The organism is Actinophytocola xinjiangensis (genome assembly GCF_001921215.1).
Taxonomy (GTDB): domain Bacteria; phylum Actinomycetota; class Actinomycetes; order Mycobacteriales; family Pseudonocardiaceae; genus Actinophytocola; species Actinophytocola xinjiangensis.
Genome location: NZ_MSIF01000026.1, coordinates 71309 through 87445, shown reverse-complemented (window position 1 = coordinate 87445; position 16137 = coordinate 71309). Strand labels below are relative to the sequence as shown.

15 protein-coding genes are annotated in these 16137 nt (G+C 73.6%); 8 read left to right on the top strand and 7 right to left on the bottom strand.

Features of this window, described 5'->3' with window-relative positions; genetic code table 11:
• Positions 1-21: 21 nt before the first annotated feature.
• The 3 genes from BLA60_RS35130 to BLA60_RS35120 form a co-directional block, all read right to left on the bottom strand.
• Entirely contained in the window at positions 22-957 is a 936-nt protein-coding gene (locus BLA60_RS35130; protein ID WP_075137415.1) for a sigma-70 family RNA polymerase sigma factor, read from the bottom strand.
• A gap of 10 nt (positions 958-967) precedes the next feature.
• The gene (locus BLA60_RS35125) at positions 968-2164 is read right to left on the bottom strand and encodes an NAD(P)/FAD-dependent oxidoreductase (protein ID WP_075137375.1); all 1197 of its coding nucleotides are present in this window, start codon (positions 2162-2164) and stop codon (positions 968-970) included.
• An 80-nt stretch (positions 2165-2244) separates the two neighbouring features.
• Complete coding sequence (locus BLA60_RS35120) at positions 2245-3420, bottom strand: PQQ-dependent sugar dehydrogenase (RefSeq protein WP_075137374.1); 1176 nt, start codon at positions 3418-3420, stop codon at positions 2245-2247.
• 257 nt (positions 3421-3677) lie between these two features.
• On the opposite strand from BLA60_RS35120, the gene BLA60_RS35115 reads away from it, so the two are divergent.
• Genes BLA60_RS35115 through BLA60_RS35105 form a run of 3 tightly spaced genes read left to right on the top strand, consistent with a single transcriptional unit; the run spans position 3678 to position 6767 of the window.
• Positions 3678-4355, top strand: coding sequence for a vWA domain-containing protein (locus tag BLA60_RS35115; protein WP_075137373.1), 678 nt, complete (start codon positions 3678-3680; stop codon positions 4353-4355).
• Positions 4348-5277, top strand: a complete 930-nt coding sequence (locus BLA60_RS35110; RefSeq protein ID WP_075137372.1) for a protein phosphatase 2C domain-containing protein — start codon at positions 4348-4350, stop codon at positions 5275-5277. Before BLA60_RS35115 ends, BLA60_RS35110 begins: the two co-directional genes overlap by 8 nt.
• Complete coding sequence (locus BLA60_RS35105) at positions 5274-6767, top strand: protein kinase family protein (protein ID WP_075137371.1); 1494 nt, start codon at positions 5274-5276, stop codon at positions 6765-6767. The genes BLA60_RS35110 and BLA60_RS35105 overlap by 4 nt, the downstream gene beginning before the upstream one ends.
• Here BLA60_RS35105 and BLA60_RS35100 read toward each other — a convergent pair.
• Together BLA60_RS35100 and BLA60_RS35095 are read right to left on the bottom strand one after the other, a co-directional pair.
• Entirely contained in the window at positions 6725-7600 is an 876-nt protein-coding gene (locus tag BLA60_RS35100) for a hypothetical protein (RefSeq protein ID WP_075137370.1), read from the bottom strand. The two genes, BLA60_RS35105 and BLA60_RS35100, sit on opposite strands and share 43 nt — an antisense overlap.
• A 3-nt stretch (positions 7601-7603) precedes the next feature.
• Positions 7604-7978 carry a hypothetical protein gene (locus BLA60_RS35095; RefSeq protein WP_075137369.1) on the bottom strand — a complete coding sequence of 125 codons (375 nt, stop codon included), beginning with the start codon at positions 7976-7978 and terminating at the stop codon, positions 7604-7606.
• Positions 7979-8022: 44 nt separating this feature from the next.
• Between BLA60_RS35095 and BLA60_RS35090 the strand changes: the two genes are divergently transcribed.
• Positions 8023-11121 (top strand): CHAT domain-containing protein, encoded by a 3099-nt coding sequence (locus BLA60_RS35090; RefSeq protein WP_075137368.1) that lies wholly within the window; start codon positions 8023-8025, stop codon positions 11119-11121.
• 49 nt (positions 11122-11170) lie between these two features.
• Here BLA60_RS35090 and BLA60_RS35085 read toward each other — a convergent pair whose 3' ends face one another.
• Positions 11171-12889, bottom strand: coding sequence for a glycoside hydrolase domain-containing protein (locus tag BLA60_RS35085; RefSeq protein ID WP_075137367.1), 1719 nt, complete (start codon positions 12887-12889; stop codon positions 11171-11173).
• A 68-nt stretch (positions 12890-12957) separates the two neighbouring features.
• Entirely contained in the window at positions 12958-13443 is a 486-nt protein-coding gene (locus tag BLA60_RS35080) for a MarR family winged helix-turn-helix transcriptional regulator (protein ID WP_075137366.1), read from the bottom strand.
• A gap of 73 nt (positions 13444-13516) precedes the next feature.
• Here BLA60_RS35080 and BLA60_RS35075 point away from each other — a divergent pair, with 73 nt between their 5' ends.
• From BLA60_RS35075 to BLA60_RS35060, 4 genes are read left to right on the top strand one after another with little or no spacing between them, the layout of a single operon-like run.
• Complete coding sequence (locus BLA60_RS35075) at positions 13517-14386, top strand: haloalkane dehalogenase (RefSeq protein ID WP_075137365.1); 870 nt, start codon at positions 13517-13519, stop codon at positions 14384-14386.
• Positions 14387-14401: 15 nt separating this feature from the next.
• Positions 14402-15451, top strand: coding sequence for an alpha/beta hydrolase (locus BLA60_RS35070; protein ID WP_075137364.1), 1050 nt, complete (start codon positions 14402-14404; stop codon positions 15449-15451).
• Between the two features lie 24 nt (positions 15452-15475).
• Positions 15476-15946, top strand: coding sequence for a nuclear transport factor 2 family protein (locus BLA60_RS35065; RefSeq protein WP_075137363.1), 471 nt, complete (start codon positions 15476-15478; stop codon positions 15944-15946).
• The gene (locus BLA60_RS35060; RefSeq protein ID WP_075137362.1) at positions 15943-16137 is read left to right on the top strand and encodes a hypothetical protein; all 195 of its coding nucleotides are present in this window, start codon (positions 15943-15945) and stop codon (positions 16135-16137) included. The genes BLA60_RS35065 and BLA60_RS35060 overlap by 4 nt, the downstream gene beginning before the upstream one ends.

Sequence of the window (16137 nt, the reverse complement as noted above, 5' to 3'; positions counted from 1 at the left end):
ACCCCAACGAAACACCGCCGGTCACCAGGAGGCGATGATCGGATCCGGGTGATCCTCCCGCTTCCACCACTCACCGAACCGCCCCAACCGGGACTGCCCGGCGATCCCACACAGAGCCGAGATCCGCTCCCCCCGAACCTCCAACACCACCACCCCCAGCACCCGACCATCCAACGCCGCCACCATCGCCGGCGACCCGTTGACCATGGCCGCGTGGATCGACGGCGATCCGCCGGCCAACCGGCGCTTGGCCGGGGTCGGCTTGAACCCGGCCCGGAACATCGCGGCGATGCGCTCCGGCACCGACGACCGCAACAGCCGCTTCGCCCCTCCCGCACCGTCGGCCACCGCCGTCGCGTCGTCGGTCAGCAACGCGACCAGAGCCTCCGTGCGGCCGGTGGACGCCGCCTCGACGAACGCCTCGACGATCTTGCGCGCGGTGGCGTCGTCGACCTCGGTGGCGTCCCGTTCCGCCGCCACCCGCTGCCGCGCCCGGTGCGCGTGTTGCTGGCTCGCGGACACCGAGATGTCCAGGATCTCCGCGATCTCCGCGTGCGAGTAGGAAAACGCCTCGCGCAGCACGTACACCGCACGTTCGTTGGGGGACAACCGTTCCAGCAGCATCAGCACCGCCAGCGTCACCGACTCGCGTTGGACCACCGTGTCCGCCGGGCCCAGCATCGGGTCGCCGTCGAGGAGTGGTTCCGGCAGCCATTCGCCGAAGGTGCGTTCGTGGCGGGCCCTGGCCGAGCGCAGACGGTCGAGCGACAGGTTGGTCGCCACCTTGGTCAGCCAGGCCTCGGGGACCTTGATGCGGGTGCGGTCGGCGGCCTGCCAGCGCAGGAACGCGTCCTGGACGACGTCCTCCGCCTCGGTGGCCGAGCCGAGCAGGCGGTACGCCAACGAGGCCAACCGGGACCGGTTGGCCTCGAAGCGTTCTACGGTGGCGGTGTCCACGTGCGCCACCCTAGGCGGGAACCGCTTCCGTCGCCTGCCCCCGCCCGGCCGGCAGGTGGTGCCGCCGGCTGGGCAGGCCGTAGGTCGGGTGGCCCTGGTTCCACGCCGCCCCCCGCAGGACGAACTCCTTGAAACTGGCCGCCACCCGACCGCGCAGCGACCACTCCTTCGACACGGCCTCGCCGTCGACGGCCTGGAACAGGGCGTCGCGCCGACCCAGGCTCACGCAGTTGCCCAGGTAGGCCAACGCGCTCGTGGACACCTTCCGGCCGGTCAGGTCGCCGATGACCGCGCTGGTCGCCTGCATCCTGGTGAACCCGGCCGACGCGCACGACATCGGCAGCGGGCGGCCGTTGTCGCCGATCGCGTAGGCGCTGTCGCCGATGGCGTAGACCTCCGGGTGGGACACCGAGCGCATCATCCGGTCGACGGTGATCCGGCCGTCGTCCTCGACGGTCAGGCCGCTGGCCGACGCCAGTGGGTGCACGGCGAAACCGGCCGCCCACACCACCGCGTCGGCGGTGAGGGCGACGGTGCCGGCGACCGCGCCGGTCGCGGTGACCCCGTCGACGGTGGTGTTCTCGTGCAGGGTGATGCCGAGCCGGTCGAACGCGCGCAGCATGTGCCGGCGGGCCTTCTCGCCGAACCAGCCGCCGGCCTCGCCGGTGGTGGCCAGCGTGACCCGCAGGTCCGGCCAGGCCTCGGCGATCTCGGTGACCGCCTCGATGGCGGTCAGGTTGCCGCCGACGACCAGGACGCTGCCCCGCCCGTCGAGCTCGGTGAGCCGCTCACGCACCCGCAGCGCGCCGGGACGGCTGGCGACGTCGAGCGCGTGCTCGGCCACCCCGGGCACTCCGTGGTCGGCCGCCGCGCTGCCCAGCGCGTAGATCAGGGTGTCGTACTCCAGTTCGGCGGTGGCGGTGTCACTGTCGTCGCTGGTGACGGTGACCGTCCGCCGGCCGGCGTCGACGGCGGTCACCCTGGCCACCCGCAGCTCGATCCCCGTGCTGGCGAACATGTCCGCCAGCGCCAGGGTGCGCTGCTCGCGGCCGGCGGCGAGCTGATGCAGACGCATCCGCTCGACGAAGTCCGGCACGGCGTTGACGACCGTGATCTCGACGTCGTCGGGGTGCAGGTGACGGGCCAGATGTCCGGCCGCCGAGGCCCCGGCATAGCCGGCCCCGAGGACGATGACGCGATGCCGCATGGTCCTGCTCCTGTCTGTTCGCTCGCCCCCTTGAACGGGGTGGCGGGCGGATTGCTGACAGGCGCCGACTGTGTCCTGGGTCACTCCACCTCGGTGAAGGTGATCCGGTGGAGGGTGCCCTGCTCGTCGGTCAGGTACTGCTCGCCCCGCGAGTCGGTGCCGATGGCGGTGAGGAACTCGGGGAACGTGCCGATCGCGGCGCTGGTGTAGGTGCCGTCGCGGTTGGCGCGCACCGCCCACGCGGTGGCCGAGCAGTAGTCGCCGGCGATGTAGGTGCCGCCGACCAGGTCGTCGTAGCGGGCGCCCCGGTAGACGTGGCCGCCGATCACCGCGCAGCCCTCGACGCCCGAGCGGTAGTGGAAGACCGGCTCGGTGTAGTCCTGGGTGGCCTCGCAGCGGGTCTCGTCGAACACGTGCGGGCCCTCCATGCAGGACCAGCCGAAGTTCACCCCGGCCTGGCGGGCGCCGATGTGGTCGATCTCCTCGGCCCGGCCCTGGCCGACGTCACCGATCCACAGCGAGCCGTCAGCGCGGTCGAAGGAGAACTTCCACGGGTTGCGCAGGCCCCACGACCAGATCTCCGCGCGGGCGCCCTCGACGCCGACGAACGGGTTGTCGCCGGGCACGCAGTAGGGCAGGTCGCCGCACGCGGACCGCACGTCGATGCGGATGATCTTGCCGAGCAGCGTGTCCAGGTTCTGGCCGCTGCCGAACGGGTCGCCGCCGCTGCCGCCGTCGCCGATGCCCAGGTACAGGTACCCGTCGGCGCCGAAGGCGACGTTGCCGCCGTTGTGGTTGGCGAACTCGGCGTGCTCCTGGGTCAGCAGCACCTGCTCGGCGCCGGTGGCCAGGTTGAACCGGGACAGGGTGACCGCGCCGTCGGGCAGGCGCGTGTAGGCGGCGTAGACGACCTTGCTGCGGGTGAAGTTCGGTGCCGGCGCGAGGCCGAGCAGGCCGCGTTCGTTCTCCGACTCGTTGACCCGGTCGGTGATGTCGAGCACCGGGTCATCGGCGACGCCCCGGCGCGGGTCGTACACCCTGACCAGGCCGGGTTTCTCGGTGATCAGCAGGCGTCCGTCACCGATCCCGGTGATCGAGGTCGGGCGGACGAGCCCGGCGGCGATCTGGGTGGTGCCGGCCCGGACCTGGTCCAGTGGTGGTACCCGGTGCTGGGCGGTCGCGCTGGCGACCGGACCGAGGCCGAGCGCGAGCGCTGCGGCGGCGGTGACTGTCGCGGTGAGTACTCGGCCTGGCATACCCCGACCTCCTCGTCAGTGGTCCAACCAATACCAGTAATGGTCTAGACAACAATGTCCTGATTGAACCAGGTCGGTGGAGCGCACGGTAGCCCCCCGGTGACACGGAGTTCGACTCGGCCGGTGCGCGGCGGGACCCGGGGTGGTTCAGCTCCGTGAACCTGGGCCCAATACGGTCAGAAAATCGCCTCTGGCGTGGTAAAAGAGGGTTGTGACGTGGAGCACGTCACGTTACCGCGAGCACGAGGGATCTGAGCGTGACGGAGAACCTGGGGAACGTCCTGCCGGTGTACGTGGTGGCGGACGAGTCGTTGTCGATGAGTCCGGTGGTCGGCGAGCTCAACGCGGGCCTCGCCGCCCTGCACCGGGCGCTGCTGCGCGAACCGATGGCCGCGGCCAAGGTCCGGTTCACCATTCTGGGTTTCTCCGACGACGTCCAGGTCCGGCTCTCGCTGGCCGACCTGCGTACCGAGGAGGCGTTGCCGACGCTGACCACCCGGGGCGGCACCCGCTACAGCGCGGCGTTCGAGGCGCTGACCGACCAGCTGCCCCGCGACATCGACGCGCTGAAGGCCTCCGGCTATGCCGTGTACCGGCCGGCGGTCTTCTTCCTCACCGACGGCCAGCCCAACGACGAGCCGGAGTGGCGCACCCCGTACGGGACGCTGACCGACCGGGAGATCACCCGGGCCGCGCCGAACATCATCGCCTGCGGCATCGGCGAGGCGCAGGCCCGCACGATCGTCGACATCGCCACCCGCCCGGAGTTCGCCTTCGTCGCCACCCCCGGCACCGAGCTGGGGCTGGCCATCGCCGAGTTCAGCGTCGCGCTGACCAAGAGCATCGTGGCCTCCGCCCGCGCGGCGGCCGACGGGAAGACCGAACTGGTGGTCGAGCGGCCGAACAACTTCGTGATGGCGATCGACGTTGTCTGACCTGACCGAGTCCCTCGCGCCGCCCCACGCGGCCCGGTCACCGCTGGTCATCGGCACTCCGGTGGTCAGCTTCGAGCCGCGCGCGCCCCGGTCGCGCACCTACCGGCCGGACACCGTCGTCGACGGCTGGTCCACCGGCCGGCTCGCGGTGCGCGGCGGGTCGGTGCGTGGCTACCAGCACCGCCACGACGGCACCCCGCGCCAGGACGACTTCGCGATCGCCGCGCACGAGGGCACCGGCGCGGTGGTCGTCGCGGTCGCCGACGGGGTGTCGGAGGCCGAGCTGTCGCACGTCGGCGCCACGCTGGCCTGCCGCACGGCGGTCGACCAGCTGCTGCGCTGGCTCGACGAGGAGGGCGGAGCCGGCCAGCCCGACTGGGCCGACGTGCTGCGCTGCGCCAGCTGGGCGCTGGTGGAGTTCGCGAAGGCCCAGCCCGGCGGCGACACCGACACCGACACCGACAACGGGACCGAGGCCGAACGCGCCGAGCGGTTGCTGGCGACCACGCTGGTGGCGGCCGTGGTGCTGCCCGGCGAGGACGGCACGGCCACCGTCACCTCGGCGCGGGCCGGTGACTCGACGGCGTGGCTGCTGACCGGGCCGGACTGGGCGGAGCTGTTCGGCGGCCCGGCCGGTGAGCTGCTCGACCCGGCGGTGCACGCGCTGCCCCGGCTGCCGGCCGAGATCGCCGGTGTGCCGGCCGTACTGCCGGCCGGCGGGGTGCTGCTGGTCGGCACCGACGGTGTCGGCGGGCCGGTGGGCGAGGGCCGGGGGCCGGTCGGCGCGGCGCTCGCCGCCGGGCTGGAGTCGCCGCCCTCGCCGCTGGACCTGGGCTACCTGCTGGACTTCTCGCGCGAGACCTTCGACGACGACCGGACGCTGGTCGCGGTCTGGCCGCTGCGGGAGGCCGACCCCGGATGACCGCCCAGGTCCGGGAGATCGACGTGGCCGCGCTGGGTCCGCTGGTGCGGATCGCCGGCGGTGGCCAGGGCCTGGTCTACCGGCTGCGCGACACCCCCGACGGGCCGGTGTACAAGGAGTACCTGCCGCGCGTCGTGGACGACCTCGACGTGGACGCGCTGCGCGCGTTCGTCCGCTACACCGAGGAACTCGACGCCGCCGACCGTGAGGCGCTGCTGGAGCGGGTGGCCTGGCCGGAGGCGGTGGTGCGCCGCGACGGGGTGGTGCGCGGGTTCCTGATGCGCCAGGTGCCGCCGCGGTTCCGCGTCGACCTCACCTTCGGTGGTACGCCCAGCAGCGAACTGGCGACCGCGCAGTTCCTGCTGAACCCGCCGGGCTACCTGGAGAAGGTGGGGCTGGCGGTCGGTCAGCGGTTCCGGGTGGAGTTCCTGGCCGACACCGCCGAGGCGCTGGCCCTGTTGCACCGGCTGGACATCGCGGTCGGTGACCTGTCACCGAACAACCTGCTGTTCAGCCAGGACGCCCGCCCCCGGTGTTTCTTCGTGGACTCCGACAGCATGCGCCTGGGGGAGCATTCCGTGCTGCCCCAGGGCGAAACCCCGGACTGGCGGGTCGGTGACGTCGGCGACGAGGAGCTGGGGACCTCGGCCAGCGACGTCTACAAGTTCGGTCTGCTGGCCGTGCGGCTGTTCGCCGGCGAGCAGCACACCACCGATCCCGCCGCCGCCCCGGTGCGACTGCGCCGTTCCCTGCGGCTCTGTCTGGCGACCGACCCGGCGGGCCGGCCCGGTGCCGCCGACCTGGCCGACCCACTGGCCCGCACGCTGAACACCCTGCGCGAGCCAACACCGGAACCCGCGCCGGAGCCGACGCCCGAACCAACGCCCGAGCCGGAGCCCGAGCGCGTGCCGCGGCAGCGGACCCCGATCCCCCCGGTGCCGGCCGGCCGTTCGCTGGGCGGCTCGGTCGGCTGGGTGGTGGGCGCGCTGGTGCTGATCGGGGTGGTGGTGGGCAACGTGTTCGACGACTCCGGTCCCAGCAGTGGCCCGCTGACCGGCGGCATCACCGTCCCGGCGACCGGGTTCACGCTGCCCGACTACCCGTATCCGACCTACGGCCTCCCGGACCCGACCTACTACAACCCGTACCCGGACGTGCTTCCCGACCTGGTGCCCAGCGCCATGGTGCCGCTGCCGAGGCTGTCGTGCCTGACCGAGACCGGCGCGGGTGTCCAGGGCGGTGAGGGGCTTGGCTCGGCGCGGGTGGCGATCGGTCAGCTGTGCGGGCCGGCGCTGGGCGACTGGCCGGCGTTGGCCGAGCACGCGCCCTACGACGGCGCGCGGGTCGTCGGGTTCTTCGGTGAGGGCACCGGGGCTCCGTCGGCCACCGTCGACCTGACCGCCGAGGACGGCCGGTGCTGGCGCACGAGCGTCGGCTTCGACGCCGGTTACCGGGTGCGGTCGGTCGGTCCGCTGTCCCCGTGTGGTTGAGGAGTGGCGCCCTTGTGCAGCTGGTCGTTGATGGCGTCGGCGATCCGGGGCGGCAGCGGTTTGCCGTCGCCGAGCGGGTGGCCAAGCGCGGTGGCGAGCGCCCGGTGTTGAAGGTCCACAGTGGACTCGACGGTGTCGCAGAACAGCGCCACCGCGACCCGCCCGCGCCGCCAGCCGGCCAGCAGCGTCAGCGCGCCGGGCACCAGCGCCGGCCACCAGACCACGGCCAGCACCAGGTAGGTCGCCGACCAGCCGACCAGCGTGCTCGCCGCGTCGTAACGCGCCCGCGCCTGCTGCACCAGCGCCCTGGTCTCCACGTCCACCAGCTGCCAGATCCTGGGCCACACCAGGGCGAGCGCGAGCCCGTACTGGGCCGTGATCCGCGCGTCGGTCAGCTGGAGCCGGTCCCCGATCCAGGTCGCGGTCGAGGGCAGGAACGCCGCCGGCAGCCGGGTTCCGGCCCCGGCGAGCCGGGCGGAACGCCGCTCGCGCCGGGCCGAGGTGAGCCGGGTCGCGAGCCGCTCGAACGGGAAACCCCACCGGCCCGACCACAACCGGCGGACCCAGGCGCCGGCGGCGTGCGCGGCGGCACTGGCACCGACCGACGCGGCCACCGCCAGCGCCCCGTACACCAGCGCCTCCGCCGGCCGGTCGGCCAGCATCCCGCCGGTGTCGCGGACCGTCTCGGCGAGACCGAGCACGCCCAACGCGTTCGTCTGTCCGAAATGGACGGCAAGGGCGGCGGTGAGCACCCACAGCGCGCCCGGCCCCAGGGTCGTGGTCAGCCACCGGTCCGGCAGCCGCCGGGTGATCTCGCCGATGAGCGCGGTCATGACCTAGCCGTTCCGGCTGGTGAACAGCATCTGCTCGTCGGTCAGCCAGCAGCGCGGCGGCCGGCCGGTGTCGTCGCGGCCCGCGCGGCGCGGGCAGCGGCGCAGCGGGCACTGGTAGTCGCCGACCAGCGACGGCGCCGGCCACAGGTCGCCGACCAGGTCGTCCGGTCCGCCCCCGTCACGGGTGGTGTGGTCCTTGGGATTCAGCCCGAGCCGCTCCCAGACGACCACCGCCGACTCGCCGCCGACCAGATCGGCCACGTACATGTCCAGGGTGTCGGTCCAGAACCCGCCTTCGGCCTGCTCACGCAACATCGGCAGCGACGCGCACAGCACCGCGAGTGTCTCGCGTTCGCCCCGGGGCCGTTCGGTTGTCACCGTGCGACTGTACTGTCCGGCACGGTCACGAACACGGGGTTGCGGTGAACGGCCAGCGGGCCGAGGTGCTCGCCGACCTCGCCGCCCGGCTCACCTCGCACGACCGCGACGGCCAGTCCGGTGTGCTGCTCGACCAGCCGGCCAACGACCGGGCCGTCGCGCTGTGCACGTCGCTGATCTCCGGGCACGGAGACCGCGACGACGCGGGAACGCTGCGGGTGCTCGGCGAGTGGTTCCTGCGCCGCTACCAGGCGCTGCCCTCCGGTGCGGCCCAGGCGGACCTGCGGTTCGCGCGGCTGTGCGCCGGGCTGCTGCGCGACCTCGGCGACGCCACGCTCGTCGAGCGGCTGCGCGACCTCGACGGCGAGCGCCACCTGGCCGTGCGTACCAGCGAGACCGCCATCGCCCTGCTGGAGGACTTCGACCTCACCGGCGACGCCCGCCAGGTCGCCTCGGCGAAGACGCTGGTCGGCGCGCTGGAGGGGATGATGGCCCCCGACGACCCGCTGCGCGGCGAGCTGTTCGTCATCGGCGGCCAGCTGGCGTCGGCGATGTTCACCATCGACGGCGACCCGGCCCACCGCGACCGGGCCGTGGACGCCGCGCGGGCCGCGGTCCAGGACGCCCCCGAGGACGAGCCGCGCACCATCGACAAGCGCGCGCTGCTGGCCCACACCCTGCTCACCCGCTACGACGACAGCGCCGAACGGGCCGACCTCGACGAGGCCCAGGCGCTCGCCGAACAACTCGTCGCCGCCCGCCCGCACGACCCGGCGCCCAACGCCGTCGCCATCCTGGCCAGGGCGCTGAGCACCCGCTTCGAACGCACCCGGCGCTCCTCGGACCTGGACCGCGCGATCGTCGTGTGCCGCGACGCCGCCGCCCGGCTCCCGTCCGGCCACCCGACGGTCTCGGTACTGCGGCTGAACCTGTTGGTGTGCCTGCTGCGCCGCGCCGAACACCTCGGCCAGGAGGCGGACCTGTCCGAGGCGATCGACATCGCCCGGGGCGTGCGCGCCGAACTCGGCCCGGCCGGCCCGGTGCGCTGCGGCACGCTCACGAGCCTCGCGATCCTGTTGCTGTGGCGCTTCTCCCGCACCGGCGCGGCCGGTGACCTGGCCGAGGCGGCGGAGCTGAGCGCCGAGGCGGTCGCGCTGTCGGCCGAACTGCGGGCGCTGCGCCACGTCGCGCTCACCAACCACGTCATCGTGCTGTCCACCCGGTTCCTCGTCGAGGGCCGCCCGCGGGACCTCGACGAGGCGATCGCCCTGTGCCGGGAGGTGCTGGCGGCCAACCCGCGCAGCACGGTGCAGGTCGGCGTGACCCAGTCCAAGCTCACCCGACTGCTGACCTACCAGGCCGGCCTCGACGGCCGGATCTCCCGCCTGGACGAGGCGCTGGAGGTGGGCCGGGGCTCGACCGCCCGGTTCAGCCCCGGCCACCCGCTGCGGGTGATGGCCCTGTCGGACCTGGCCGGGGTGTACCGGCAGCGGTTCCGGCTCACCGGCGACCGTGCCGACCTCGACGCCGCGACCGGCCTGTGGCGGGCCGCGGTCCGTTCGCCCGCCGGCAAACCGGACATGCGGATGCAGGTCGCCAAGGACTGGTTGGACGCGATGCTGCGCGCCAAGGACCTGCCGGCGGCGGCCGAGCCGGCCAAGGCCATGGTCGACCTGCTGCCGGTGGTGGCCTGGCGGGGCCTGGACCGCACCGGCCGCGAACAGCGCCTGGCCGGTCTGGGTGACGTGGCGACCACCGCCGCCGCGCTGGCCGTCCAGCTGGACCGGCCCGAGCAGGCCGTGGAACTGCTCGAACAGGGCCGTTCGGTGCTCTGGACCCAGGCGATCCAGACCAGGAGCGACCTGTCGGCCCTGCACGCCGCCGCGCCGGCCCTGGCCGCCGAGCTCGACGACCTGCGCCGTGCGCTGGACCGGATGAGCGCGCACACCGAGGCCGGTGGCACCACCGACCGCACCGCGCACGCCTACCGGGAGCTGGTCGAGCGCTGGGAGACCCTGCTGGCCGACGCGCGCGCGGTCCCCGGCTTCGCCGATTTCCTTGGCGCGGCCCCGTTCCGGACGCTGCGCACGGCCGCGACCGGCGGGGCGGTGGTGATCGTCAACGTGGCCTGGCCCCGGTGTGACGCGCTGATCGTGCGGGCGGGCGGTGTGCGCTCGGTCCACCTGCCGTGGCTGACGCTGGCCAGCGTGCGCAAGCGGGCGGCCGGGCTGCTGCGCGCGATCACCGAGATGGAGACCGGGGTGTCCGGCACGGCGAATCTGCGCCAGACCCTGACGGCGATGACCCGCTGGCTGTGGGACACCGTCGCCGCGCCCGTCCTGGACGCCTTGGACGCCGACGACCCGGGGACCTCGCGGCACCGGGTGTGGTGGTGTCCGACCGGGCCGCTGACCCTGTTGCCGCTGCACGCGGCGGGGCGCTACGGCCGGGCGCTGGGCCGGCCGCCGACGGTGCCGGACCGGACGGTGTCGTCGTACACCACGAGCCTCTCGGCGCTGCTGCGCGCGGGCCGCCCGGCCGGTGCCGGCGGGTCGAGCCTGGTCGCCGTCGGCATGCCGCACACCGCCGGGCGCGCCGACCTGCCGGAGGTGTCGCGGGAACTGCGCCACATCAGCGCGACGGTGCCCGGCACGCTGGCGCTGGTGGGGGAGGCGGCGACGCCGGGGGCGGTGCTGGAACAGTTGCGGCGCCACCGGTCGGTGCACTTCGCCTGCCACGCGACCCAGGACGTGGGGGAGCCGAGCCGGGGGGCGCTGCACCTGGCCGGCGGTGACCTGTCGGTGCGCCAGCTCGCCGCCCTTGACCTGCACGACGCCGGGCTGGCGTACCTGTCGGCGTGCCGGACGGCCGGCGGGTCGCTGGACCTGGCTGACGAGGCGATCAACGTGTGCGCCGCGTTGCAGGTGGCGGGGTACCGCAACGTGATCGGGACACTGTGGTCGGTCGCCGACCGGCACGCGGCGGCGGTGGCGGCCGACGTGTACGGGGCGCTGGCCTCGGGCGGGGACCACGCGGGGGCGCTGGCGGGGGCGACCGCGCGGCTGCGGGCGCGCTTCCCGGACCGGCCGGACGTGTGGGCGCCGTTCGTCCATCTCGGCGGTGACCCCGTTGACGTGGAATGACGTGGGATGACGTGGCGGCGCGGCGCACGGCCGCGCCGCCACGCGCCGGTCAGCGACCGGCCTGGAGCGCTCCCCAGCTGGCCGGCCCGACGATCCCGTCGACCTCGAGCGTGCGGCTCTGCTGGTAGCCGCGCACGGCGGTCTCGGTGTTGGGCCCGAACGCGCCGTCAATGGCCAGCGTCGTGCCCAGCGCGGCGGTCAACGCCCGCTGCAACCGCCGGACCGCCGAGCCCGACGACCCCTGCCGCAGGGTCGGCGTGTCCCCGGCGGACAGCAGCGCGGTCCAGCTCCGGGGACCGACGATGCCGTCGGCCTCCAGTCCGCGCGACCGCTGGAACGCCGTCACCGCGGTCTGGGTGGCGGAGTCGAACGTGCCGCTGGGCGTGACGTCGGCCGGCAGCTGACCGGTGGTCGCCAGCAGACACTGGGCCGCCTTCACCGCGTTGCCGGTGGAGCCGGCGCGCAGCGTCGGGTAGGCGGTGAAGTCCAACCCGACCGAGTCGCACGGGACCGGCGTTCCGGCGCCGACGTCGAGGTAGTTGCGGTCGATGCCGGACAGTCGCACGCCGCCCCAGGTCTCCGGGACCTCGCCGGCGTACTGGTGCAGTCGTGCGTTGGGCCAGTACTCGGCCGGCGCGTAGGAGCCGGTGTCGGTGTCGGCGCGATCGTTCCACCAGGCGAACCAGATGTGGTCCGGGCGCAGGTAGGTCGAGCTGTTGTAGGCGCTGGCCAGGTCCCGGATGCCCGAGGACGCACTCGAGTACACCCCGGACAGCCAGCCGGACTCGTGCAGCCGCTCGGTCCAGCCGCTCACGTAGGACAGCACGCTCGCCTTGCACGACGCCGTCGACGTGTAGTTCTCGATGTCGCTGTACACGGCGCTGCCGCTGCCGAAGCCCAGTGCCGTGGCCGCCGAGATCGCGCCGGCGGCGGCGGTGCGGCCCTGCTGGCGCGCGGTCGCCGGGTCGGTGGACATCCGCAGCCGGTAGGACGTGCAGGGCGCCTGGCGGCCGACGTCGGTCAGGATGAAGCGCCAGCCGTTGGCGGCCTGGTTGGCCACCCACGTCGGGGTCAGGTTCGGCTGGGAGCACGCCCGCAGGTCGCCGCTGCTGTAGATGCCGACGGCCCGGTAGGGCGAGGCCTGCCAGGCGTTCATCGTCGCCTGGGACGGGGCGGCGCAGACGTCGAAACCCTTGCCCTCGTAGGTTCCCGGGCTGACCAGCGCCTGGGCGGTGGCCATCGGACGGGCGGTGGGCAGGCTCGCCCGTTGCCCGCCGGGCACCAGCCGGGCGGTGTCCAGGACACGGCGCACGGCCGGTTCGGTCAGGCCGTTGTGCGCGGCGGTGACCAGCACGCCGGCGTCCTCGACCGCTACCCGCAGGGCGGAGTCGTGGGACGTGGCGTCGGCTGGGGGTCTTGCCGTGCCGGCGGGTGCGGTGGTGACGCCGGCCGGGACGCGTTCGGCGCCCAGGTCGGACAGCGGCTCGATCACCAGGCCGGCGGTGCGGCCGACGAGCCGCCCGGGACAGGTGGTCGCGTCGCCCTGTTGTCCCAGGTAGACGGTTTCCCGGTCGAAGCGGACACAGGTGTCGGGGTCGGCGGTCAGGTCGACCACCCGCCAGTGGGCGGGCACGTCGACCTGGTAGCCGTGGTAGGTGACTGTTCTGGACGCAGGGGCCGCCGAGGCGGATGCGGTCGCGGTGAGCACGCTCGCGGCCAACGCCGCGACGGCGACGAGCGCACGCACTCGTCGTGTGGTTGGGGACATCGTCTTCTCCCTTCCGGATCGCGCACGGGAGGCTACTGGCCGTGACGCCGGGCGGGAAGACCCGTTGATCAGTCCGGGGGGAGGTCCTCGATCGAGGTGAGGCGGGCGGCGGCCCGCTGGTCGGCCCGCGCCAGGCGCTCCAGCAGGCGGTGCAGGTGGGTGCGCACGGCCGCCAGGTCCTCGGGGCTGGTCAGCTCCGCCCAGCGGCGCTCGATGGCGTCGCCGGCCTCGGCGGCGGCCGGCGCGACCGCCTGGCCGCGTGCGGTGAGCACGATCAGTTGGGAGCGGCCGTCGGCCGGGTTCGGGTGGCGTCGCAGGTAGCCGGCCTGTTCGAGCCGGCCGACCGACTGGGCCATGGTCTGTTTGCGTACGCCGGCCCGCGTGGCGAGGTCGCGGATCGCGATGCCCTCGGCCGGGACGAACGGGAAGATCTTCGCGTCGCCGGAGCCGATGTCGCCGAAGCCGGCGTCGGCCAGGGCTTCCTCGACGGTGACGGCGTACTCGCGGTGCAGCAGGCGCAGCAGCAGCGAGAGCCTCGGCCGGTTCCCTGTCATATAGACAGCCACCTGTCTTGTGTTCTACGGTTGGTCAGGTACCTGTCTAGTATCGCATCCCCAGGGGTCCCCGATGCCCACCGCACACGTCCTCGACTCGACCATCGCCTACCGGGAGGCCGGTGCCGGGCCGGTACCGATGGTCTTCCTGCACGGCAACCCGACCTCCTCCTACCTGTGGCGCAACGTCCTGCCGATCACCGCCCGCGCCGGCCGCTGCCTGGCCCCCGACCTGATCGGCATGGGGGAGTCCGGCAAACCCGACCTCGACCACACCGTCGCCGACCACGCCCGCTACCTCGACGCCTGGTTCGACGCCCTCGCCCTGGACCAAGTCGTCCTGATCGGCCACGACTGGGGCGGCGCGCTCGCCTTCGACTGGGCCGCCAGCAATCCCGGCCGGGTCCGGGGCGTCGCGTTCACCGAGACCATCCTCGCGCCGCTGTCCTCCGGCGACCTCCCACCCGGCGCCAGAGGACTGTTCGAGTCGATGCGCACCCCGGGCGTCGGCGAGGACATGGTGCTGGAACGCAACTCCTTCATCGAGGAGAACCTGCCGCGCACGGTCGCCACCGGGCTGAGCGAACACGACCTCGACGTCTACCGCCAGCCCTACCCCACCCCGCGCAGCCGCGCGCCGCTGCTGGCCTGGGCCCGGTCACTGCCGCTGGACGGCCGCCCGGCCGAGGTCGTCGACCGGGTCACCGCCTACGGCCGCTGGCTCGCCACCAGCCCGGAGGTGCCCAAACTGCTGCTGAGCTTCGAACCCGGCCCCGGCACGATGACCGGCCCCGCCGCCGTCGAGTGGTGTGCCGCCACGGTGTCCGGCCTGGAGATCGACCGCCACGGCGTCGCCGGCCACCACACCCCCGAGGACCAGCCGGACGCCATCGGCGAATCCCTGGTCGCCTGGGCGACCCGGCACGACCTGCTCACCCCCTGAGGAAAGGAAACCCCGATGTCCCAACGGATTCTCGCCGCCTGCCTGACCGCGTGCCTGACCGTCGGCCTGGTCGCCGCGACCTCGGCGCCCGCCGCCGCGACGTCGGCCTGTCGCGAGGTCACCGTGCCGGTGTCGACCGCCGAGGACCAGCCAGCGCGGTACCGGATCCGGGGCCGGCTGTGCGTCCCCGCGCACCGGCCGGCGACCACGGTGCAGGTCCTCGTGCACGGGCTCAACTACAGCGGCCTGTACTGGGACCCGCCTTACCAGCCCGACCGCTACTCCCACGTCCGCGCCGCCAACCGCGCCGGGTACGCCACCTTCGCCCTCGACCGGCTCGGCGTCGGCGCCAGCTCCCACCCGGCCAGTACCGAGGTCACCACCTCCGCCAACGCGCACACCCTGCACCAGGTCGTCACCGCGCTGCGCGAACGCGGCTTCGACACCGTGGTCCTCGTCGGCCACTCCTACGGTTCGGAGATCGCCACCCTCGCCGCCTCGCGGTACTCCGACGTCGACGCCCTCGTGCTGACCGGCAACGCCTCCCGGATCTCGCCCAGCGCCCAGGAAGGCCTGGCGCGGCTGGGGCAACCCGTCGCCGAGGTGCCCCGGCTGGCCGCGCGGGTCCCGGCCGGCGACACCGGCTACGTGACCGTGCGCGACGAGCAGCGGCCGCTGTTCATGTACGAGCCGGCCGCCGCCGACCCGAACGTCATCGCGCTGGACGTCGCGACGAAGGAGACCAACACCCTCGCTGAACTCGCCACCCTCGGCGACGCCGACGCCCCCGGCGTGACCGCCCGGCTGACCCTGCCGATCCTGGTCGTCGACGGGGACGCCGACCGGCTGGTCTGCGCACCCGACGCCACCGACTGCTCGTCCCCGGCGGCACTCGCCGCGGCCGAGCAGCCCTTCTACCCGAACACCCGCGTCGACGCGGTCCTCGTCCCCGGGGCCGGCCACGCGCTGAACCTGCACCGGGACGCCCCCGTCGCCCACCGGCGGATTCTCGCCTGGCTGGACCGGGCCCTGATGTTTCGGCCGGCTGTCTCGTCAGAGGAGTAACCCCTGACCAGACAAGGAGATCCGATGAACGATCCGCGGGAGACGGCCGACCGTACGGCCATCGAGGCGTTGCGCGCCGAGTACTCCGACGCCGCGATGATGCTCGACCACGAGCGGTTCGCGTCACTGTTCACCGACGACGGCGTGATGGTCATCCCCGACGCCGGCATCGAACACCGCGGCCGCGCAGCGATCCTGGACGGGGCGACGCGGCTGCGCGCCGGCTGGGAGTTCATGGTCCAGACCACCCACCCCGGCGTGGTCGAGCTGCACGGCGACACCGCCACCGGCCGCGCCTACATCCAGGAACTGGGCCGGCTGCGCGACGGCCGGTCGATCGTGAACTACGCCCTGTTCCACGACCGCTACCAGCGCACCCCGCAGGGCTGGAAGTTCACCGAGCGGGTGTACGAGGTCCGCTACCTGGACACCTCGACGCTGGGCGGTTCCCCGCCGCCCTACCCGAAGTGGGCCGACGCGGCGGTCGCCGAATGACCGCCGGGACCGCGGCGTTCACCGAGCCGGTGGCCGTGCGGCGCCTGGAACGCGCCGCCGCCGCGCTCAACGCCAACGGGTTCGTCACCGAGATCCTCGACGACGTCGCGGCGGTCACCGAGACCGGGTCGGTGGTGGTCGCCTCAGCGCCCTGCTCGTGCTCAACGCCGAGATCCGGGCGGGCCGGGTGA